Below are 20,440 nucleotides of genomic sequence, written 5' to 3'. Positions count from 1 at the left end.
GGCCATGAAGTGCCCCTTCTGCGGAAATGCGGACACCCAGGTGAAGGACAGCCGCCCGTCCGACGACGGCGCCGCCATCCGCCGCCGGCGCTCCTGCCCGCAGTGCAACGGGCGCTTCACGACTTTCGAGCGGGTGCAGCTGCGTGAACTGGTCATCCTGAAGCGCAACGGCCGGCGCACGCCCTTCGACAGGGACAAGCTGGAACGCTCCCTGGGCGTGGCCCTGCGCAAGCGGCCGGTCCAGGCCGATCAGGTCGAACAGATGGTCAACCGCATCGTCCGCCAGCTGGAAAGCCTGGGCGAGACCGAAATCCCCTCCAGCGTCGTCGGCGACTTCATCATGAAGGCGCTGAAGGGCGTGGATGAGGTGGCCTATGTCCGCTACGCCTCGGTCTACAAGGACTTCCGCCACACCAGCGACTTCGCGAAATTCCTCGGCGACGAGGGGCTGGACGAGGGCTGATGCGCCCGCATGTCACGCTGAAGCTGGCCACCTCGCTGGACGGCCGCATCGCCACGGCCACGGGCGAATCCAAATGGATCACCGGCGACGCCGCCCGCGAACAGGGCCACCGCCTGCGCGCCGCCCATGACGCCATCCTGGTCGGGGTGGAGACGGTGCTGGCCGACGATCCGGAGTTGACGGTCAGACTTCCTTCTCCCCTGGGGGGAGAAGGTGGCTCGCGGAGCGAGACGGATGAGGGGGCTGTATCCGCGCAGTCTTCGTCGAACAATCGGCCCGCAGCGGACAGCCCCCTCATCCGAGCGGCTCCGCCGCCCACCTTCTCCCCCGAGGGGAGAAGGAACCCATTGCGCGTCATCCTCGACAGCCGCCTGCGCACGCCCCCGTCCGCCAGGGTCGCCGCCGCCAACACCCTGATCCTGACCGCCGCCGAACCGCGCCCGGTCGGTGCAGCGGAGGTCCGGCAGGTGGCGGCCGATAATGGCCGCCCGACCATCCCCGCCGTCCTGGCGGCCCTGGAGGAATGCGGCGTCGGCTCGATCCTGATCGAAGGCGGCGGGCAGGTGGCGGCGTCTTTCCTCGCCGTAAACGCCGTCGACGCCATCGAATGGTTCCGCGCCCCAATCCTTCTGGGCGCCGAGGGGCGGCCCGGCGTCGCCGCCCTGGCCCTGGCCCGACTTTCCGATGCGCCGCGCTTTCGCAGGGTTGCGGTTCAGGCCCTGGGTGACGACCTGTGGGAGCGATACGAGAGGCTCTGAATGTTCACCGGCATCGTCACCGACATCGGCAGGGTGCGTAGCGTCGCCGAGACGGCGCGCGACCGCCGCTATGAGATTCAGACCGCCTGGGACACGGCCGGCATCGACCTGGGCGCCTCGGTCAGCCACGCCGGATGCTGCCTGACCGTCACGGAAAAGGGCCCCGGCTGGTTCGCGGTCGAGGTGTCGGGCGAGACCCTGTCCAGGACCACCCTGGGCGTCTGGCAGGCGGGCGATCCGGTCAATCTGGAGCGCGCCGCCCGGCTGGGCGACGAAATGGGGGGCCATGTCGTCTCGGGCCATGTCGACGGCCTCGGCCGCGTCGTCTCGGTGACGCCGGAGGGCGGCTCGCACCGCATCGTCATCGCCGCGCCCGCGCCCCTGCACCGCTTCATCGCCCCCAAGGGGTCGATCACGGTCGATGGCGTGTCCCTGACCGTCAATGAAGTCTCGGGTCAGGAATTCGGCCTGAACATCATCCCCCACACCTGGACGGCGACCACCCTGGGCCGTCTGCAGGTCGGCGATTCCGTCAATCTGGAGATCGACATGCTGGCGCGATATCTCGCGCGGTGGCAGGAGACAGCGTCATGAACCTGGCGGCCAACATGAACGACAGCCCGATCAGTCCGATCGAGGACATCCTGGAGGACGCCCGCAACGGCCGTCCCTACATCCTGGTCGACGCCGAGGATCGCGAGAACGAGGGCGACGTCATCATCCCGGCCCAGTTCGCGACGCCGGACCAGATCAACTTCATGGCCAAGCACGCGCGCGGCCTGATCTGCCTGGCCATCACCGCCGACCGGGCGCGCCAGCTTCGCCTGCCGCCCATGGCCGCCGAAAACCGCACCAGCATGGGCACGGCCTTCACCGTCTCGATCGAGGCCAAGGACGGCGTGACCACCGGCATCAGCGCCGCCGACCGCGCCCGCACGGTCCAGGTGGCGGTGGATCCCAACCGCGGCGCCGACGACATCGTTTCGCCCGGCCACGTCTTCCCCCTGGTCGCGCGCGACGGCGGCGTCCTGGTCCGCACCGGCCACACCGAGGCGGCCGTGGACATCAGCCGCATGGCCGGCCTGACGCCCGCAGGCGTGATCTGCGAGATCATGAACGACGACGGCACCATGGCCCGGATGCCCGACCTGGTCGCCTTCGCCCAGCTGCACGGTCTGAAGATCGGCGCCATCGCCGACCTTATCGCCTATCGCCGCCGCACCGAACGGTTCGTCGAGCGGGTGCTGGAGACGCCGTTCGACAGCGTGCACGGCGGCCCCTTCCGCCTGATGCTGTTCAGGAACGCCATCGAGGGGGTCGAGCATGTCGCCCTGGTCAAGGGCCGCATCGACCCGGCCAAGCCGGTGCTGGTGCGGATGCACCAGGTGGATTTCGCCGCCGACCTGCTGGGCCATGTCGAGGCGCGGCAGGACTATCTGCCCAAGGCGCTGAAGGCGATCAGCGAACACAACGGTCCCGGCGTCGCCGTCTTCCTGCGCGACCCGGAACTGGCGGGCCTGGCCGAACGTCTGGCCGGCGGCGCCAAGCCGGCGGCCGTGGACCGGTCGCTGAAGGCCTATGGAGTCGGCGCGCAGATCCTGCTGGACCTGGGCGTGCGCGACATGATCGTGATGAGTTCGACCCGCCCCAATCCGACCGCGCTGGAAGGCTATGGCCTGCGCATCGTCGGCTGGCGCGACATGGACGGAGAAGACCAATTCTGATCGACGGCCCCCGCGTCCTCATCGTCGAGGCGCGCTTCTATGACGATCTGGCCGACGCCCTGCTGGAAGGGGCGAAGGACGCCTTGCGCGCGCGCGGCGCCGACTTCGACGTGGTGACCGTGCCCGGCGCCCTGGAGATTCCGCCCGCCATCGCCCTGGCCGAGGAAGCCGGCCGCTATCCGACCGCCCCGCGCTATGACGGCTATGTCGCCCTGGGCTGCGTGATCCGCGGCGAGACCTATCATTTCGAGATCGTGTCGGATCAGTCGGCCGCCGGCGTCATGCAGTTGGGCCTCAAGGGGCTGTGCATCGGCAATGGGGTGCTGACGGTCGAGGACGAGGATCAGGCCTGGGCCCGCGCCCGGATCAGCGAGGGCGACAAGGGCGGCGGAGCGGCCCGCGCCTGCCTGGACCTGATCGCATTGAAGAAACGCCTGCGCCTCGGCCTGGCGTCGGAAGGACAGACGGCGTGAGCGACCCCAACAGCCTGCAATCGGTGATGGCCCAGCTGGCCGGCAAGGCGGACGAAGCCCCGCTGAGCGGCAAGCAGCGCCGCGCCCGCACCATCGCCCGCCTGGCCGCCGTCCAGGCCCTGTATCAGATGGAGCTGGCGGGCGAGGGGGTCGAGACCGTCATCGACGAATTCTCGCGCCACCGCTTCGACGCCGACATCGAGGGCCAGATGCTGGCCGAGGCGGACGAGGACTATTTCGCCCAGATCGTGCGCGGCGTGGTCACCGGCCAGGTCGAAATCGATGCGGCCGTGAAGGCCAGGCTGGCGTCCAACTGGCGGCTGGAGCGGCTGGACGCCACCCTGCGCGCCCTGCTGCGTTGCGGGGCGTGGGAACTGCGCGACCGGCCCGACACCCCGCGCGAGGTGGTGATCGACGAATATGTCGAGCTGGCCAAGGCCTTCTTCGCTGAGGCCGAAGCCAAATTCGTCAACGCCGCCCTGGACGGCGTCGCCCGCGATGCCCGCGGTTGACGTCGCCGGAGAGTTCGAGACCATCCAACGCCTGCTGAAGCCGCTGGCGCATCCCGAATGGGCGCGGGGCCTGGCGGACGACGCAGCGGTGCTGCCGACGCGACCGGGGTTCGATCTGGTGCTGACCAAGGATGCGCTCGTCGAGGGGGTGCATTTCCTGGCCGACGATCCGCTGGACACGGTGGCGCAGAAGCTGTTGCGGGTGAACCTGTCGGACCTGGCGGCCAAGGGGGCCGAGCCGTTCGGCTATCTGCTGGCCTGCGGCTGGTCCGAACGCTGCGGCTGGCCCGAGCGTCAGGCCTTCGTTGAAGGATTGAAGGCCGACCAGGCCGAGTTCGGCGTCTGGCTGATGGGCGGCGACACGGTCAACACCCCCGGCCCGCTCAGTTTCAGCCTGACCGCCCTGGGCTGGGTTCCGAAGGGGCGGGCGGTGTCGCGGGGCGGGGCGCGGCCCGGCGATGCGGTCTTCGTCACCGGGGCCATCGGCGACGGGGCCCTGGGTCTGATGGCGGCGCGGGGCCAACTGCGGCTGGCGCCGGAACGGCTGGAGGCCCTGGTCGCCCATTATCGCGCGCCGCGGCCGCGGGTGGAGTTCGCCGAGGCGGTGCGCGATCTGGCCAGCGCCTGCGCCGATGTCTCCGACGGCCTGATCGCCGACGCCGGCCATCTCGCGGCCGCCAGCGGCGTCGCCATCGCCCTGGACCTGGAGAAGACGCCCCTGTCGGCGCCCGCGACCGCCTGGTTCGACGACCGGGTCGATCCCGAGGCCGCCCTGGTGCGGCTGGCGACGGGCGGGGACGACTACGAACTGGTGCTGACGGCGCCGCCGCGCAACGAGGCCGCCCTGCGCGCCGCCGCCGAGGCCCGCCTGCTGCGCCTGACCCGGATCGGAGAGGTTGCGGAAGGCCAGGGCGTCGCCGTCTCCTACCTGCGCCAGCCGGTCCCCATCGACCACCCCGGCTGGACCCACGACTGACACCCGCTTGATCCTCTCCCACCGGGGAGAGGGGGACCGCCGCAGGCGGTTGAGGGGGCTGGCCCCAGGCTCCGACCCTCGGCCATACACATATTCACCCTCTCCCGTTGGGAGAGGGCTTGAGCGCCTGAGAGCCGCAGGCGATCAGACTTGCGCGAAAGGGTGAGGGTCGGCTGGCGGCGGATCGCATACACCCGACCCTCACCCTCCCGCCGCCACGCGGCGGGCCCCTCCCTCTCCCATCGGGAGAGGGTCAGGAACGCCAACTGCGCGCGTCAGGAAACCCAACCCCCTGACCCCGCTCATCAATCCCATCGCCAACCCCCTCTCACACGCCTGGGCTGGGAACCGCCCTATACTCCCCAGGTCCCGTCGCATGGGGAGGCCGCGAGGCCAGCGACTTCGCGGCGGCGGGAGCGGAGGAAGCGGGGCTGTGTGTTGTGTCACTCACACGCACGGGCCTGCGGTCGTCGGATCGGACAGTCATTGGCGACGGGTCCGGCGACCGAGGGAGGGTCGAGGGGGTTACTCTGGCCGTTCCGGGAGGGGTTCGTTGGACCTCCCCGCCCGCCGCGGGCCTCCGGGAGTAGCCGAAAAGATCGGCGCCCGCCCCGAGCTCGTGGAAACCTTCCGTGCGGAGCGTCAGACCTCTCGCCGAACACGGCATCTTGTTTCCTCACGCCGGGCGAAGGCCCGACGCTCCGCCGCCTTCCCGAGCTTCGCAAGCATCCGCTGGCGAAGGCGCCGCCAATTCTTCCTTCTCCCCTTGCGGGAGAAGGTGGCCCGCGCAGCGGGTCGGATGAGGGGTCTCTCAGGCCCGTGGGGTTAGCGTCGGATGATGGCCAGGGCCCGCGCGACCCCTCATCCGTCAGGCTTCGCCTGCCACCTTCTCCCACAAGGGGAGAAGGGCGATGAGGCGGTGGAGGGGCTCTTGGGCCACGCGACGAACAGACCCCCTCCGTCCCGGCCGCTGCGCGCGCGATCCATCTCCCCATCGCTGCGCGACAGGGAGGAGACGGGGCGACCCGAGGGGCTCGGGCCGGGAGCTTCAGGGGATCGACCATCGCGGCAACTGAATCCTAACGCCGATCCGCCAGGCTGGGGCCATGGATCGTCGCACCCTGATCGCCGGAACCTTGGGCGCCGCCGTCGCCACGCCCGCAGTCGCCAGCGGACCCACGGGCGGACAGGGCGACGCTCCAGCGTTGAGCATCTCGGGCGTCGGCCTGCCGGTGATCGAGGGTGGGCGGGTGCGGAACTATGTCTTCGTCTCCCTGCGCCTGCACATGGGCGCCGGCCGCACGCCCGAGCAGATGCGGCCCAAGGAGGCCTGGTTCCGCGACGCCCTGGTCCGGGCCGCGCACCGGACGCCCTTCCTGATTCCCGGCGACTGGACCCGGCTGGACGCGGCGGCCCTGCAGCGTAGCCTGATGGCCGATTCGGCCCGGATCGCCGGGCGCGGCGCCGTCTCGCGGGTCGAGATCGTCGCCCAGGCCCCGCGCCGCCGCACCGGCATGCGGGCCGGGTGAAAACCCCGGTTGCGTCAGCCTGACGCATTTGGCACGTTTCCGCCGCATTTCCCGCGGGACGCGCTGTCGCGTCCGTGAGCGCACGGGGGGACCGGAAGGCGGACAGAGGCGACAAGCCCGCCGCGCCAAGGGTCCGCGCGCCCAAGGCAATTGAGGTTTGGAAACACCCATGACGAACTATCTGTGGCTGGTCATCGCGGCCGGGGGACTGGGGGTGCTGTACGGCGCCCTGCAGACCGGCGCCCTGATGAAGGCCGGAACCGGCAACGACCGCATGCGCGAGATCGCGGCGGCCATCCAGGAGGGCGCCAGCGCCTATCTGCGGCGCCAGTACACCACCATCGGCATGGTCGGGGTCGTGATCCTGATCGCCGCCTGGTTGCTGATCGGCCAGTGGGCCGCGGTCGGCTTCCTGATCGGCGCCGTCCTGTCGGGCGCGGCGGGCTTCGCCGGCATGCTGATCTCGGTCCGCGCCAATGTGCGTACGGCCCAGGCGGCGTCGGAAAGCCTGTCCAAGGGCCTGGACCTGGCCTTCCGCTCGGGCGCCATCACCGGCATGTTCGTGGCCGGCGGCGCCCTGCTGGGCGTGGCGGGCTATTACGCCTTCATGACCCAGGGCCTGGGCATGGCGGGCACGGACCGCGCCGTCATCGACGGCCTGGTGGCCCTGGGCTTCGGCGCCTCGCTGATCTCCATCTTCGCCCGCCTGGGCGGCGGCATCTTCACCAAGGGCGCCGACGTGGGCGGCGACATGGTGGGCAAGGTCGAGGCCGGCATTCCCGAGGATGACCCCCGCAACGCCGCCACCATCGCCGACAACGTGGGCGACAACGTCGGCGACTGCGCCGGCATGGCCGCCGACCTGTTCGAGACCTATGCCGTCACCATCGTGGCGACCATGGTCCTGGCCGCCATCTTCTTCCGCGGCCAGCCCTATGTGGACGTGATGATGCTGCTGCCGCTGGCCATCTGCGGCGTCTGCATCGTCACCTCGATCATCGGCAGCTTCTTCGTCCGCCTGGGCAAGAGCCAGAACATCATGGGCGCCCTGTATCAGGGTCTGATCGTCACCGGCGTCCTGTCGGTCGGCGCGGTCTGGTGGATCATCAACACCCTGGTCACCGGCCCGGTCTCGACCGCCGGCGGTCTGAGCATCGCCCCGATGAACCTGTTCTGGTCCGGCGTGGTCGGCCTGGTCGTCACCGCCGCCATCGTGGTCATCACCGAATACTATACCGGCACCGGCTTCCGCCCGGTGAAGTCGGTCGCCAACGCCTCGGTTTCGGGCCACGGCACCAACGTCATCCAGGGCCTGGCCATGTCGCTGGAGTCCACCGCGCTTCCGGCCCTGACCATCATCATCGGCATCGTCGTCACCTATCAGCTGGCGGGCCTGTTCGGCATCGCCATCGCCACCACCACCATGCTGGGCGTGGCGGGGATGATCGTGGCCCTGGACGCCTTCGGCCCGGTCACCGACAACGCCGGCGGCATCGCCGAGATGGCCGGTCTTCCGTCGGAAGTCCGCACCTCGACCGACGCCCTGGACGCCGTGGGCAACACCACCAAGGCCGTGACCAAGGGCTACGCCATCGGTTCGGCCGGCCTGGGCGCCCTGGTTCTGTTCGCCGCCTATACCGAAGACCTGAAGCATTTCTCGGCCGAAGCGGCGCCGGGCAGCTTCTTCGACGGTCTGGGCGCGGTCGCCTTCGACCTGGCCAATCCCTATGTCGTGGTCGGCCTGCTGTTCGGGGGGCTTCTGCCCTTCCTGTTCGGCGGCCTGTCGATGACCGCCGTGGGCCGCGCCGCCGAATCGGTGGTGGCCGAGGTGCGCCGTCAGTTCCGCGAGAACCCGGGCATCATGACCGGCCAGGTCAAGCCCGAGTACGGCCGCGCCGTCGACATCCTGACCTCGGCGGCCATCCGCGAGATGATCGTGCCGTCGCTGCTGCCGGTCCTGTCGCCGATCGTCCTGTTCGTGGCCGTGCTGATGATCCAGCCGGACAAGGCCAACGCCTTCGCCGCCCTGGGCGCCATGCTGATGGGCGTCATCGTGACGGGCCTGTTCGTCGCCATCTCGATGACCTCGGGCGGCGGCGCCTGGGACAACGCCAAGAAGGTGATCGAGGAAGGCTTCACCGACAAGAACGGCGTCCTGCACGCCAAGGGCTCCGAGGCGCACAAGGCCTCGGTCACCGGCGACACCGTGGGCGATCCCTACAAGGACACCAGTGGCCCGGCGGTGAACCCGATGATCAAGATCACCAATATCGTGGCCCTGCTGCTTCTGGCGGTCCTGGCCTCGGGCAAGATCGTCTGATCAGGGCTCCGACCCAAGGAAACGGCCCCGGAGAGCGATCTCCGGGGCCGATTTCTTTGTTCCGTGCCGAGAAGCGATCAGTCGGGGCGGCGCTGGCCCGGGACCTGTTCGTCCGAATTGGGCAGGTGGCCGCGGCCGACATTGCCCAGCAGTTGTTCGATGATGGTCAGGCGGCGGCCCCGGGTCGGGGTCTCGTGCGAATCCATGGTCATCACCCGGCCGTCGGCCAGGCCCAGGGTGCGGACCGAGGCGACCTGGTCGGACCCTTCGGCGAAGGTGATCTCGGTGACCGAACGCTGGGTCACCTCGGGGATGCGGAAGGTGTACTGCTCGGTCGTCTGGCTGATGTAGTACCAGACGGTGTCCTTCTCGAAGGTCGAGGTGGTCGAGGGCGAGCCCAGCCGGGCCAGGACGGTCGCCTTGGTGTCGGTTCCCGCCACCACGTCGGCGGGCTTGGCGTCGATGGCCTGGAAGCCGTTCACTCCGACAGACGGGGCGCAGGCGGCGGGCGCCACAAGGGCGGCGCCGATCAGCAGGCGGACGGCGATGGCGGTTGCGGTGCGGGTCATGAAAGTCGGCCTGCGAAAAACAAGGTCTTTGACCTAGCCGGACACGCGTCCTAGTTCAACGTCGCGGCGGAAAAGGGGCCGATGACGATGCTGCGATCACTGTTCGGCCCGCGCCTGTCGCGGGGGCGGATCGACCGCCTTTACGCCCATGCCGTGGCCCAGGCCCGGCAGCCGGCCTTCTATACGGCCCTGGGCGTCGCCGACCGCATCGACGCGCGGTTCGAGCTCTACACCCTGCATGTCCTGCTGCTCAGCCTGCGGCTGCGCGACCTGGACGAGGAAGGGGGCGAGATGGCCCAGGCCCTGTTCGACACCTATGTCTCGGCCCTGGACGACACCCTGCGCGAACTGGGCGTCGGCGATGTCGCGGTGGGCAAGAAGATGCGCAAGCTGGGCGAGGCCCTGTATGGCCGGATGCAGGCCTATGAGGCGGCCGTGGCGGCGGGCGAGGATGCGGCCCTGTCCGCCGCCCTGGCGCGCAATGTGCTGGAGACCGATGCGGCGGGCGCCGGGGACGCCCTGGCCCGCTACGCCCTGGCCAGTCGCGCCGCCCTGGCGGCCCAGACCCTGAGACAGATCGAGGCCGGCCCGGCCTGGGCCGAGGTGAAGTGATGACCGTTTCCGAACCGCCCCTCAGCGACATCGTGCGGATGAACCAGGTCGGCGCGGGGCTGAGCCGTGTGCTGGCGCCGCCGGCCGAGACCCGCCGGGCCATCGCCCGCAGCCTGGACCTGGCGTCGCTGGACGCCTTCGAGGCCCGGCTGGAGGTCGCGCCGTCCGAGGGCGGCTGGCGGTTGACGGGCCGTATCATGGCCGAGGCGGTCCAGAACTGCGGCCTGACGCTGGAGCCCCTGCCGGTGTCGATCGACCGGGCCTTCGCCATTGACCTGGTCGAGGCGGCCGGCGAGGACGACCCCGCCGAGATCGAGGTCTCCCTGGAGCATGAGGCGCCGGATCTGATCGAGGACGGCCGTATCGACCTGGGCGTCTATGCGGTCGAACAGCTGGCCCTGTCGCTGGACCCGTTCCCGCGCAAGCCAGGGGCCGAATTCGTCCAGCCGCCCGAGCCGGCCGAGATCAATCCCTTCGCCGTCCTGTCCCGGCTGAAGCCTCGCGATGGCGAAGGCCAAGGTTGACGTAACGTCGGCCCGGTTGCATCCGGGCGTCGCGGCGTTATCGTCGCTCGATTCAGCGCCGCACCGCGGCGCAGCGGAGTGCGAACCCCCTTGTCATCCCCGACCACGATCTCGCTGGACGCCATGGGCGGCGACGTCGGCCCCTCGGTCGTCGTCGGCGGTGTGAAGGACTATCTGAAACGCCACGACGGGGCGGGGGTCCGCTTCCTGATGCACGGCGACGCCGCGGCCATCGAGGCCGAGATCGCACGGGTGGGGCTGGATCCCGCCGTCGTCGAGGTGCGTCACACCGACAAGGTGGTGGCCATGGACGAAAAGCCGGCCCAGGCCATGCGCCGCGGCAAGGGCTCCAGCCTGTGGAACGCTGTCGAGGCGGTGAAGACGGGCGAGGCGGCGGCGGCGGTCTCGGCCGGCAACACCGGCGCCCTGATGGCCATATCCAAGCTGATCCTGCGCATGGCCGCGCCAGGGCTGGAGCGGCCCGCCCTGGTGGCCAGCTGGCCCACGATCAAGGGGGGCCACACCGCTGTGCTGGACGTCGGCGCCAATATCGACAGCGACGCGGCCCAGCTGATCGAATTCGCCATCATGGGCGAGGCCTTCCAGAGCGCCGTGCACGGCGTCGAACGGCCCCGGGTGGGCCTTCTGAACGTCGGCTCCGAGGACATGAAGGGCCATGAGGAGGTGCGCGAGGCGCACCGCATCCTGCGCGAGGGCGGCTTCAACCTTCACTATCACGGCTTCGTCGAGGGGACGGACCTGGCCACCGGGGTGGTGGATGTGGTGGTCACCGACGGCTTCACCGGCAATATCGCCCTGAAGACGGCCGAGGGCACGGCGCGCCTGATCTCGGGCCTGTTGCGCGAATCCCTGTCGTCCAGCCTGACGTCGAAACTGGGCGCCCTGATCGCCCTGCCGGCTCTGAAGCGGATGCGCGACCGGATCGATCCGAACGCCATCAACGGCGGCCCCCTGCTGGGGCTGAACGGCCTGGTGGTCAAGAGCCATGGCGGCGCCAACGCCCGGGGCTTCGGCTCGGCCGTCCGCATCGCGGTCGATCTGGGCCGCAGCGACTATCTGGCCAAGGTGGCCGGGAACCTGAAGCGGCTGGACGCCGTCTTCGACCATTCGGCTCATGCCGCACCCGAGGGCGTGGCGGCCGGGGAGAATCTGCAGTGAGCGTCATCCGCAGCGCCATCACCGGCGCCGGCTCCTACCTGCCGGAACAGATCGTCACCAACGACGACCTGGCCCGGATCGTCGACACCTCGGACGAATGGATCGTCGAGCGCACCGGCATCCGCCAGCGGCACCGCGCCCGCGACGACCAGCCGACCAGCGACCTGGCGGCCGAGGCGGCGAAGAAGGCGCTGGAGGCGGCGGGCCGGACGCCGGCCGATGTGGATCTGATCATCGTCGCCACAACCACGCCGGACATGACCTTCCCGGCCACGGCGGCCATCGTCCAGAGCAAGCTGGGGGTTCCGACCTGTATCGCCTTCGACGTCCAGGCGGTCTGTTCGGGCTTCGTCTATGCGCTGAGCGTCGCCGACGGCTTCATCGCGCGCGGGAACGCCCGATGCGCCCTGGTCGTCGGCGCCGAGGAGATGACCCGGCTGATGGACTGGAGCGACCGGACCACCTGCGTCCTGTTCGGCGACGGCGCCGGGGCGGTGGTGCTGGAGCCCCGCGAAGGCCAGGGGACGCCCGCCGACACCGGCCTGCTGGGCTTCGCCCTGCGCTGCGACGGGGCCAAGTCGGACCTGCTGTATGTTGATGGCGGCCCGGCCACGACCGGCTCGGTCGGCCATCTGCGCATGGCGGGCAACCAGGTCTTCCGTCACGCCGTGGTCAATATCGCCGAGGCGGTGACGGCGGCGGCGGCCAATGCGGGGGTCCAGATCGCCGATGTCGACTGGTTCGTGCCGCACCAGGCCAATCAGCGCATCATCAAGGGCGTCGGCGACCGGCTGGGCCTGGACGAGAACAAGGTGGTGACCACGGTGGCCCAGCACGCCAACACCTCGGCCGCCTCCATTCCCCTGGCCCTGGACACGGCCATCCGCGACGGTCGGATCAAGGGCGGCGATCTGGTGCTGCTTGAGGCCATGGGCGGGGGACTGACCTGGGGCGCCTGCGCGATTCGCCTGTAAGGCGCTTCGCGGCCTTTGACATCGCGGCCCGTTGCCGTCTTATGGGCGCGGGCGAAATTTGGGACCGGGAGGCTTTGGTGGCCGGACAACAGACTCTGACCCGTGCGGACCTCTGCGAGGCGGTCCATGACGAGGTGGGCCTGTCCCGCCAGGAGTGCTCGGCCCTGGTCGAACGCACCCTGGAGTTGATCGTCGAATCGCTGGAACGCGGCGAGACGGTGAAACTGTCGGGCTTCGGGGTCTTCCAGGTGCGCGACAAGCGCGCCCGGATGGGCCGCAACCCCAAGACCGGGGCGCCCGCGACCATCCATCCGCGCCGGGTCATCAGCTTCCGCGCCTCTCAGATCATGAAGAGCCGGGTCCACGACGCCGTCGTGGACTGAGCCCGTGGCCAAGAGCCCGAACGCCTTCCGCACCATCTCCGAAGCCGCCGAAGAGGTGGGGGCGCCCCAGCATGTGCTGAGGTTCTGGGAGACGAAATTCAGCTTCATCACTCCGGTCAAGCGGGCCGGAGGCCGGCGTTTCTACCGGCCGCAGGACGTGGCCGTTCTGAAGGCGGTCAAGACCCTGCTGCATGACGACGGCCTGACCATCCGCGGGGTCCAGCGCCTGCACAAGGAAGGCGGGCTGAAGCGGCTGCTGGGCGAAGGTCCGGGGCCTGCCGGCGAGGCCGAGGCGGAGCCCGCGCCGAACTCGACCGGACCGGCGCCGTCGGCTGTGCGCCTGAGCCGCCTGCTGGCCGAGATCGAGGCGGCGCGGACGCGTCTGGAGACCGTCCTGGCCCGTTGAGGCCGCACCGGCATTTTGGGTTTGCGGCGCGCCATGCCCCCGTCTATAGGGAGCGCCTCTCGGAGCGTGGCGCAGCCTGGTAGCGCACTTGACTGGGGGTCAAGGGGTCGCAGGTTCGAATCCTGTCGCTCCGACCATCGAATCCTGGATTTGCATGGTGTCCGAGACGGGCGGCGGGTCGATGACCGGCCGCCCGTTTTCGCATCAACCCTTCTCGGCCCATTTGAACAGCGGAAACAGCGGCACGCCCCAGCCGACGCCGGCCACGGCGTAGAACAGCAACTGGACCAGGGGGTTGGCCGGCAGGCGGGTCGACAGGGCGATGCCCGCCCAGACCCAGAATGCCAGGAAGGCCAGGGTGGCGCAGGCGGCCACGAGGCGACGCAGGCGCGGGTTCATCGCTTGGTCCGGAACAGGAAATGCGCGCCCAGGCAGAGGATCGAGCCGGCCATGGCCCAGCCGACCCAGGGCCAGTCCGTCAGGGCCGCGACCGCGAACACCCGCAGCGCCAGGAAGGCGCCGCACAGGGCCCCGACGCCCGAGACCAGCATGGCCGCGAACAGGCCGCGCCGGCCCGTCATCTGGTCGGCCACGGCGGCCAGGGCCAGGGCCCCCAGGACGGCGGCGATGACTTCGGCGTATTGCAGCAAGGCGGTCTCCTGAACCTGTGCGACCGTTGGTCCGTCGAATGCGACTCGATCTCGTCGCCCGAGACGGGCATATGGCCTGCAGACGTGCGGCGGCGAGCCGTGCGGCGAGCATATCGGGGTTGGCGTCGGGCGTCGAATGAACCGTTTCGGTATCGCGGATCGTGACCGCATAGTCGCGGTATGGCTGTTCGTCACGGCCGCCCTGGTGTTCGCCATGGTGGTGGTCGGCGGGGCGACGCGCCTGACCGGATCGGGCCTGTCGATCACGGAATGGAAGCCGATCCTGGGCGCCATCCCGCCGATGACCGACGCCCAGTGGGCCGAGGCTTTCGAGAAATACAAGGCCATCCCGCAATACGCCCAGGTCAACGCCGGCATGAGCCTGGGCGAGTTCCAGGGCATCTTCTGGTGGGAATGGGCGCATCGGTTCCTGGGTCGGATCATCGGCCTGGTCGTGGGCCTGCCGGTCCTGGTCGCCCTGATCGCGCGGGCGCTGACGGCCTGGGTGCTGCGGACCGCGCCGGCCGGATCGCTGGTCAAGCGTATGGGGATGCCGGACCGGCTGTTCTGGCGGGTTCTGGTCCTGCTGGCCCTGGGCGGACTGCAGGGGCTGGTCGGCTGGTGGATGGTGGCCTCGGGTCTGAGCGAGCGGGTCGATGTGGCGCCGGAGCGGCTGGCCACGCATCTGGGCCTGGCCCTGGTGATCTTCATGGCCGCGATCTGGACCGGGCTGGAAGCCTGGTCGGGACCGGAGCATTCGCGGTCGCCGGCCGGATGGACGCGCGGCGCCGCCCTGCTGCTGGGGGCGGTGTTCGTCCAGTGCCTGCTGGGCGCCCTGGTGGCGGGGAGCAAGGCAGGGCTGGTCTATACCGACTGGCCGCTGATGAACGGCGCCGTCCTGCCGCCCGTCGACTGGGCCGGAAAGGGGGCGCTGGCGGTGCTGCACGACCAGGGTCTGGTGCAGTTCATGCATCGGATCTGGGCTTATGCGGTGATGCTCTTCGTCACCGGCTATGCGGTTCAGGCCTGGCGCTGGCGGCTGGCCGAGGGGCTGGGCGCCTCGGCCCTGGTGCTGATGGCCGCCGTCTGGGCCCAGGCGGCCCTGGGGGTCCTGACCCTGATCCACGCCGTGCCCCTGTCGCTGGGGGTGCTGCACCAGGCGGGGGCGGCGATCGTGCTGGGCCTGGCGACGGTCAATCTGTGGATGGTGCGGCGCAGCCAGCCGCGGCTGTTCACCTCCGGAAGGCCGCCCAGGGCCCGGTGACCGCCAGGGTCAGGCCAGGGTTGTAGATGTTCAGGAACAGGGTCCGACCGTCGGGCGCGAAGACGCAGCCGGCCAGTTCGGCATTGCCGGTGAAGACGTTGCGGCCGATCGTATAGACCCGCCCGTCCGGCGTGACCCCCTTCAGGTGGTTGCGGATCGAACTGGAATAGTTGTCCTCGCAGACGATCAGGTGGCCCCAGGGCGCGATGGTCAGGTTGTCGCCCATGTTCAGGGTCTTCTCGTCGGTCGATTCGACGAACAGCTGCATCCGGCCGGGCCGGCGCGCCTCGCCCGGCCGCCCTTCCTCGGGCGAGGGGACGTAGCGCAGGATCTGACCGCGCTGGATCGGGCCGCCCGATGTGGCGGTCATGTACATCTCGCCGCCGCCGAACCAGATTCCCTCGCCGCGCGCGACCAGGGCGGCGCCGTCGGCGTGGCCGCGCATGCGCAGGTCGCCATTGGGACTTTCGACCTCGTGCACGTCGATCCAGGCCACCTCGCGCCAGTCGCCGACCGACCATGCGCGGGCCTCGTGGTTGCGGGTGTCGGCGCCCGGCTGGCCGCGCCAGGCCAGGGCCTGAAGCCGGCCGCCGCGGATCAGTTCGCCCGGCCGCTCGGGAATGAAGCGGTAGAAGAGGCCGTCGACCTTGTCCTCGGTCAGATAGACGATGCCCGTGCGCGGATCGATGCAGACCGCCTCGTGGTCGAACCGGCCCATGGCCTTCAGCGGCACGGCGGGCACCAGGCCGGTGGCGTCGGCCGGCACCTCGAAGACGAAGCCGTGGGGGCGGGTGACGTCGCCGGTCTCGGGCGTCAGCTCGGTCTCCTCGCAGCTCAGCCAGCTGCCCCAGGGGGTCGGGCCGCCGCAGCAGTTGGTGGCCGTGCCGATCAGCGAAAGGTGCTGGCGCACCGTGCGCCGGGTCTCCAGGTCATAGACGATGGTGGTGGTCCCGCCGGGCAGGGGGCGGCCGTCCTTGAAGGTGTCATAGGCGCGCGAGGCGTCGATCAGGCCGATCCGCTCCTGGTTGAACCCGGCGGGGCCCCAGTTGCGGTGCGAGGCGCTGGTCGGGCGCAGTTCCTGGTTCTTGATCAGGGCGACCTGAGAGCCGCCCAGCGGGAAACAGGCCATGCCGTCGGCGTTGCCGGGGACCAGAAGCCCGTCGTCCATGGTCTGGCCGAACTGGGAGACGACCTGGTAGCTGAAGCCCTCGGGCAGGTCGAACAGTCCGTTGGGATCGGGCGCCAGGGGACCGTATCCGGCCACCTCGTTGAGGTAGGTCTCCTCCGCGGCGCCAGGCGTCTGGGCCTGGGCGTGACGGCCCAGGCCGGTGAAGGCCAGGGCGGCGGCCGAGCCGGTGATCAGACCGCGACGATCGAGACGCATGGGCAACTCCACTGACGACGAGCGGCTTATGCGGGGCCGGGGTCAAGATTTGATGACAGGACCGCTTCGGGTGTCTCCTCCCCCTTTCATGGGGAGGTGGATCGAGCGCGTAGCGGCCGAGACAGAAGGGTTCTTTCGTCGTGCAACCCAGGAACCTCTCCACCGCCTGCGGCGGTCCCAGCCCCTCGATGGAGGAGGCGCTTGGGAAGGACGGTCGACGGATGATGAAGGGGTGGGCGCCGACGCCAAAAGGCCCCGGCGTTTGGACCGGGGCCTCTCAGATAGACGTCTGTCAGGCCGCATTGGGTCGACCCGAAGGGCGGCGCGTGGCAGCCAGAAGGCGGAGCCTTCTGACCGCGGCCGAACCGGAACGCCTTAGCGGGCGGCCTGGAAGCGCTCGACCGAGGCGGTGACGCGCTCGTTGATCGGCTTGAAGCTGTCCTTGACCGAGGCGGTCAGGGTTTCGGTCATCTTGGTGACTTCCGACAGATAGGTCTCCATCGCCGACTTGGCGAAGGTGGTCTGCAGTTCGATCAGTTCCTGGACCGAACGGGCCTGGGCCAGGTTCTGCGAGGCGGCGACGCCGTCTTCCCACGACTTCTTGGCGTAGGCGACCGTCTGGGCCGACAGGGCTTCGGCGCCCTTCTGGGCGGCGGCGGCCGAGGCGACGACGGCTTCCAGGTTGCGCTGGCCTTCGGCGTTGATCTCGGTCATCGAGGCGATCGACTTGTCCATGGCGTCGCGGGCGGCCTTGGCGCCGGCGGCCTGGAACTTCTCGGCCTGGGCCTTGACGGTTTCGGTCTGGGCCTTGGCGTTGGCGGTCGCGGTTTCGATGGTCTTCTTCACGGTTTCGGCGGCGTCGGCCATGATCGTATCTCCTGAACGGTCGCGGTTGATCCGCGTGATGTCTTTCGCCGACCGGGGTATCCGGGGCGACGCCGCTCATATGGTGCAAGTGCGAACAAAGGTCAATGGCTTTTTGTGCGCTGCACAATAAACGTCATGTTTCAACGCCGACGGTGGGGAAAACCCTGGTGGTGACTTAGCAAAACCGGCAAAGTTAGTAACGACGGCCAGTTGCGCTGAAATGTGAGTCAATGCTCGTCATAGAACGCCGTGGGATGCACTTTCATCACCTCGGCCAGACGGGCGAGAACGGCGACGGTCGGGTTCCCCTCACCGCGTTCGATCCGCCCCAGGTGGCGCATTGCGAGACCCGCTTCGCCGGCAAGGGCTTCCTGGCTCAGGCCGCGCTCCTTGCGCAGCCGCCTCACGTTGGCGCCGACGATCTTCTCCCATTCCATCCGCCAGACGATGTTAGGGAGATCGCAACCTTCACTAGGACATTAATGTCCTATCTTGCTTCACCTGAGGGGAATCCCATGACCATATCCAAGGCTGTCGTGCTCCTTCTCGGCTTGGGCTTGGTAGCCTGCGCATCCTCCCCGCCCGAGTATCGAATGATCCCCACGGCCGATCACGGAGCGGGCGTGCGCTTTTCGCGCGGCAATGCCGCCATGGTGTCGAACGGACCATCCGGCTCGGTGATGCTGCTGCCGGTGCGGTATAATGCCTCCAACCGGCTCTACTTCGCCTTGGCGGCTTTCAACACCTCCGGCCGACCCATCAACCTCGGAACCGAGGACGTGCGGGTCTATCTGGAGGACGGCCCTGCGCTCCGAATCCCGGATTTCAACTATCTGCGCCAAGAGGCGAGACGAGACGCCGAACGGGCGATGGCGGCCGCCTGGGTCGGCGCCGGTATCGAAGGTTATCTGGCCTGCCAACAGGCAGCCGATCATCCGCGCCGGACGGAGATCGCTTTCCGCCGCGCTTCAGGCGAACTGAAGATGTCGAGCGCGGCGATCGATCTTCAGCTTCGCCACGCCATATCCGAGCGTGGCCGATTGGTCCTGCAAACCACCACGGTTGATCCGGGACGAACGACGGCGGGCTTCATCTTCGCGGATCAGGTCCTCACCCCGACTGGCGGCGTCCGATCCATCGTCGTGGACGTGAACTTCGGCGGCGCTGCCCATCGCTTCCACATCGTACTCGCCGCGTCCGATTCCTCAGTCGAGGTGGCGACGAACATCCCGGCCGTGCCTGCCCAAACCATGCAGGGGATGCAGAGGACACCCGAGACCTGGCATTGGACCAACGGTCCGTCGTCGGCGCCCTACGACGGCCTGGAGGTCATCGACTAAAGAAGCGCGGGCCGCTACGCCATAGCCCAGCATCAGTGGTATCCGCGCTTTCGATAGCTGCCCAGGCACATGTTGCAGGTGCTGTGACGGTCCGGCTGAAGCCCCTCAGCCAATGCCTTGGCGCGGTCCAGGCTCTCGCATGCCAGCCAACGACCGGACTTGGTGCCGCCCTTACCGCCCTTGCCTTGTCCATCGTTGCAGTTCTTGCACGCGCTGGCATGGATTTTAGTCGTATGGTGAAGGGTGCTTTCGTAGACCCAGAAGGGCGCTCGAACGGGAGCATCCTCATTCGGCTTAGAGAAAAGAGCCGCCAATTGGGCCTTGGCCGCCTTCTTGGCCTCGCGCTCCTGCCGCCGCCGTTCGGCGGTGAAACTGTCGGTCAGTTCCAAGAGATCATCCGCGTCCCAAAGTTCGTCCGTCAGCCCCGCTTCCATGGCGGGCGTCAGGCGCTTGATCCAGGGCAGGGGATTGCCTTCGTCATCCAGAAGCGGCTTGCCGTGCTCATCCAGCTGCCTTCTTGGCGTCGGCAGGATGCAGTAGTTCATATAGACGGGGCTGAGGGCCAGTTGCCGCTCGTGCTCCTCCATCGACTTGGAGAAGGCGTTCGTCCGCCGCCCGAAACGGCGGTTGCGCATCCGGACGTTCAGGTTCTGACGCTCGATATAGGCCGTATGAATAAAGGCGTCGTCAATCGTGCCTGACTGAACGACACGGTCGGCGCCCACATACTGCTTGCGCACCAGTTTGCGGCCATCCTTGCCGACGGTCGTATAGCGGTTGAGATAGACGCCATGGTTGGCGTCATCGCCGAAGACCGTCGAGACGGCCTCCTGATAGGCGGCCAGTCCATCGGTGACGATGGTCGGCCTGAGCCGGAAGCTGCCGTCGTCGTTCCGGTCCAGCTTGCCAGCGACGGAACGCATAAACGCCTCCGCATGGGGCGTGCTGCGATCGCCGAGATGATAGTCGAAGATCAGCTTGGTCTTGGCGCAGACCGCCAGATAGGACCAGATCGTGCCGGTGCCCTCAGTCGATTGCCCCTTCCGCTTCACGGTGGCCTGTTTGGCGCCGACGAATGAATAGAGTTCGTCTGCCTGGACGTATTCGATCTGAAGATTCTTGGCCCGCTTCATGAAGCTGATGGCCATGTCGCCGGCGTCGTCGAGAAGCTTGGCGACGGTGTTCTGCTCGACGCCGAAAATGCGTTCGCAGGCACGGATCGAAACCCCTTCGCAGAGGCTCGCTAGAATTTGGCGGCGGGTCCGCCGGTCGAGTTTAGCCATCCAGTCCCGTAGCTGGCCGGGTCGGGCGGACAGTCCTCTGAAGTCTCGTGTTGATCATAGGCAGGCTCCGTTGTGTGAATGCCGGGTAGCTCCGGCGCGGAGTCAGTTGGACCATTCAAGCGAGAAAATCAACAAAAAATTCCATCGTAGTGCGCAATAATCGCGTTAACCGTCGCATTGTTTAGGTTAATGTGCAAAATTATTCCAACTCCAACCATTCCTGCGACTGGTCTTAGATAGAAGTCAGCGC

24 protein-coding genes and 1 tRNA gene are annotated in these 20,440 nt (G+C 68.5%); 18 read left to right on the top strand and 7 right to left on the bottom strand.

Annotated elements, in window-relative coordinates; all coding sequences use genetic code 11:
- Positions 1-4: 4 nt before the first annotated feature.
- The 9 genes from nrdR to KF910_RS12550 all read left to right on the top strand — a co-directional run bounded on the left by nrdR (position 5) and on the right by KF910_RS12550 (position 8,755).
- A complete protein-coding gene (nrdR, locus tag KF910_RS12590; protein WP_292263407.1) occupies positions 5-463 on the top strand; it encodes a transcriptional regulator NrdR in 459 nt (152 codons plus the stop codon).
- Positions 463-1,221: a RibD family protein gene (locus KF910_RS12585; protein ID WP_292263406.1), complete on the top strand. Its 759-nt coding sequence runs from the start codon at positions 463-465 to the stop codon at positions 1,219-1,221. The genes nrdR and KF910_RS12585 overlap by 1 nt, the downstream gene beginning before the upstream one ends.
- A complete protein-coding gene (locus KF910_RS12580; RefSeq protein WP_292263404.1) occupies positions 1,222-1,815 on the top strand; it encodes a riboflavin synthase in 594 nt (197 codons plus the stop codon). It begins immediately after the preceding gene.
- On the top strand, positions 1,812-2,945 hold the full coding sequence (ribB, locus tag KF910_RS12575) for a 3,4-dihydroxy-2-butanone-4-phosphate synthase (protein ID WP_292263402.1): 1,134 nt from the start codon (positions 1,812-1,814) through the stop codon (positions 2,943-2,945). Before KF910_RS12580 ends, ribB begins: the two co-directional genes overlap by 4 nt.
- Positions 2,942-3,418 carry a 6,7-dimethyl-8-ribityllumazine synthase gene (gene ribH / locus KF910_RS12570; RefSeq protein WP_292263436.1) on the top strand — a complete coding sequence of 159 codons (477 nt, stop codon included), beginning with the start codon at positions 2,942-2,944 and terminating at the stop codon, positions 3,416-3,418. The genes ribB and ribH overlap by 4 nt, the downstream gene beginning before the upstream one ends.
- A complete protein-coding gene (gene nusB, locus KF910_RS12565; protein WP_292263400.1) occupies positions 3,415-3,930 on the top strand; it encodes a transcription antitermination factor NusB in 516 nt (171 codons plus the stop codon). The genes ribH and nusB overlap by 4 nt, the downstream gene beginning before the upstream one ends.
- On the top strand, positions 3,917-4,906 hold the full coding sequence (gene thiL, locus KF910_RS12560) for a thiamine-phosphate kinase (protein WP_292263398.1): 990 nt from the start codon (positions 3,917-3,919) through the stop codon (positions 4,904-4,906). The genes nusB and thiL overlap by 14 nt, the downstream gene beginning before the upstream one ends.
- Before the next feature lie 1,106 nt (positions 4,907-6,012).
- Positions 6,013-6,435: a hypothetical protein gene (locus tag KF910_RS12555; RefSeq protein ID WP_292263397.1), complete on the top strand. Its 423-nt coding sequence runs from the start codon at positions 6,013-6,015 to the stop codon at positions 6,433-6,435.
- Between the two features lie 169 nt (positions 6,436-6,604).
- Positions 6,605-8,755, top strand: a complete 2,151-nt coding sequence (locus KF910_RS12550; protein ID WP_292263395.1) for a sodium-translocating pyrophosphatase — start codon at positions 6,605-6,607, stop codon at positions 8,753-8,755.
- Positions 8,756-8,832: 77 nt separating this feature from the next.
- Here KF910_RS12550 and bamE read toward each other — a convergent pair whose 3' ends face one another.
- Positions 8,833-9,324 (bottom strand): outer membrane protein assembly factor BamE domain-containing protein, encoded by a 492-nt coding sequence (bamE, locus tag KF910_RS12545; RefSeq protein ID WP_292263393.1) that lies wholly within the window; start codon positions 9,322-9,324, stop codon positions 8,833-8,835.
- 87 nt (positions 9,325-9,411) lie between these two features.
- On the opposite strand from bamE, the gene KF910_RS12540 reads away from it, so the two are divergent.
- The 7 genes from KF910_RS12540 to KF910_RS12510 all read left to right on the top strand — a co-directional run bounded on the left by KF910_RS12540 (position 9,412) and on the right by KF910_RS12510 (position 13,539).
- Entirely contained in the window at positions 9,412-9,936 is a 525-nt protein-coding gene (locus KF910_RS12540) for a ubiquinol-cytochrome C chaperone family protein (RefSeq protein ID WP_292263391.1), read from the top strand.
- The gene (locus tag KF910_RS12535; RefSeq protein WP_292263389.1) at positions 9,936-10,460 is read left to right on the top strand and encodes a YceD family protein; all 525 of its coding nucleotides are present in this window, start codon (positions 9,936-9,938) and stop codon (positions 10,458-10,460) included. Before KF910_RS12540 ends, KF910_RS12535 begins: the two co-directional genes overlap by 1 nt.
- 90 nt (positions 10,461-10,550) lie before the next feature.
- Complete coding sequence (plsX, locus tag KF910_RS12530; protein ID WP_292263387.1) at positions 10,551-11,639, top strand: phosphate acyltransferase PlsX; 1,089 nt, start codon at positions 10,551-10,553, stop codon at positions 11,637-11,639.
- Positions 11,636-12,613 carry a beta-ketoacyl-ACP synthase III gene (locus tag KF910_RS12525; RefSeq protein ID WP_292263385.1) on the top strand — a complete coding sequence of 326 codons (978 nt, stop codon included), beginning with the start codon at positions 11,636-11,638 and terminating at the stop codon, positions 12,611-12,613. The genes plsX and KF910_RS12525 overlap by 4 nt, the downstream gene beginning before the upstream one ends.
- A 41-nt stretch (positions 12,614-12,654) precedes the next feature.
- Entirely contained in the window at positions 12,655-12,996 is a 342-nt protein-coding gene (locus tag KF910_RS12520) for an integration host factor subunit alpha (protein ID WP_292263383.1), read from the top strand.
- Positions 12,997-13,000: 4 nt separating this feature from the next.
- Positions 13,001-13,402: a MerR family transcriptional regulator gene (locus KF910_RS12515; RefSeq protein WP_292263381.1), complete on the top strand. Its 402-nt coding sequence runs from the start codon at positions 13,001-13,003 to the stop codon at positions 13,400-13,402.
- Positions 13,403-13,462: 60 nt separating this feature from the next.
- Positions 13,463-13,539: transfer RNA gene (locus tag KF910_RS12510), tRNA-Pro, on the top strand.
- Positions 13,540-13,606: 67 nt separating this feature from the next.
- On the opposite strand, the gene KF910_RS12505 is transcribed toward KF910_RS12510, so the two are convergent.
- Entirely contained in the window at positions 13,607-13,801 is a 195-nt protein-coding gene (locus KF910_RS12505) for a DUF2842 domain-containing protein (protein WP_292263380.1), read from the bottom strand.
- Positions 13,798-14,052: a transglycosylase gene (locus KF910_RS12500; protein WP_292263378.1), complete on the bottom strand. Its 255-nt coding sequence runs from the start codon at positions 14,050-14,052 to the stop codon at positions 13,798-13,800. The genes KF910_RS12505 and KF910_RS12500 overlap by 4 nt, the downstream gene beginning before the upstream one ends.
- A gap of 136 nt (positions 14,053-14,188) precedes the next feature.
- Between KF910_RS12500 and KF910_RS12495 the strand changes: the two genes are divergently transcribed.
- Complete coding sequence (locus KF910_RS12495; RefSeq protein WP_292263376.1) at positions 14,189-15,316, top strand: COX15/CtaA family protein; 1,128 nt, start codon at positions 14,189-14,191, stop codon at positions 15,314-15,316.
- Here the strand turns inward: KF910_RS12495 and KF910_RS12490 are convergent.
- From KF910_RS12490 to KF910_RS12480, 3 genes are all read right to left on the bottom strand, one after another.
- A complete protein-coding gene (locus KF910_RS12490; RefSeq protein WP_292263375.1) occupies positions 15,285-16,700 on the bottom strand; it encodes an alkaline phosphatase PhoX in 1,416 nt (471 codons plus the stop codon). The two genes, KF910_RS12495 and KF910_RS12490, sit on opposite strands and share 32 nt — an antisense overlap.
- 375 nt (positions 16,701-17,075) lie before the next feature.
- A complete protein-coding gene (locus tag KF910_RS12485) occupies positions 17,076-17,567 on the bottom strand; it encodes a phasin family protein (RefSeq protein WP_292263373.1) in 492 nt (163 codons plus the stop codon).
- Positions 17,568-17,794: 227 nt separating this feature from the next.
- Complete coding sequence (locus KF910_RS12480) at positions 17,795-18,004, bottom strand: helix-turn-helix domain-containing protein (RefSeq protein WP_292263371.1); 210 nt, start codon at positions 18,002-18,004, stop codon at positions 17,795-17,797.
- A 156-nt stretch (positions 18,005-18,160) separates the two neighbouring features.
- On the opposite strand from KF910_RS12480, the gene KF910_RS12475 reads away from it, so the two are divergent.
- Entirely contained in the window at positions 18,161-18,907 is a 747-nt protein-coding gene (locus tag KF910_RS12475) for a hypothetical protein (RefSeq protein ID WP_292263369.1), read from the top strand.
- A gap of 32 nt (positions 18,908-18,939) precedes the next feature.
- On the opposite strand, the gene KF910_RS12470 is transcribed toward KF910_RS12475, so the two are convergent.
- Positions 18,940-20,190, bottom strand: coding sequence for an IS1 family transposase (locus tag KF910_RS12470; protein WP_292263367.1), 1,251 nt, complete (start codon positions 20,188-20,190; stop codon positions 18,940-18,942).
- Positions 20,191-20,440: the final 250 nt, after the last annotated feature.

The sequence above is a fragment of the Brevundimonas sp. genome (assembly GCF_019636155.1).
Lineage (GTDB): Bacteria > Pseudomonadota > Alphaproteobacteria > Caulobacterales > Caulobacteraceae > Brevundimonas.
Note: the sequence above shows the minus strand (reverse complement) of the source record. Positions and strands in the feature narration are given on the sequence as shown.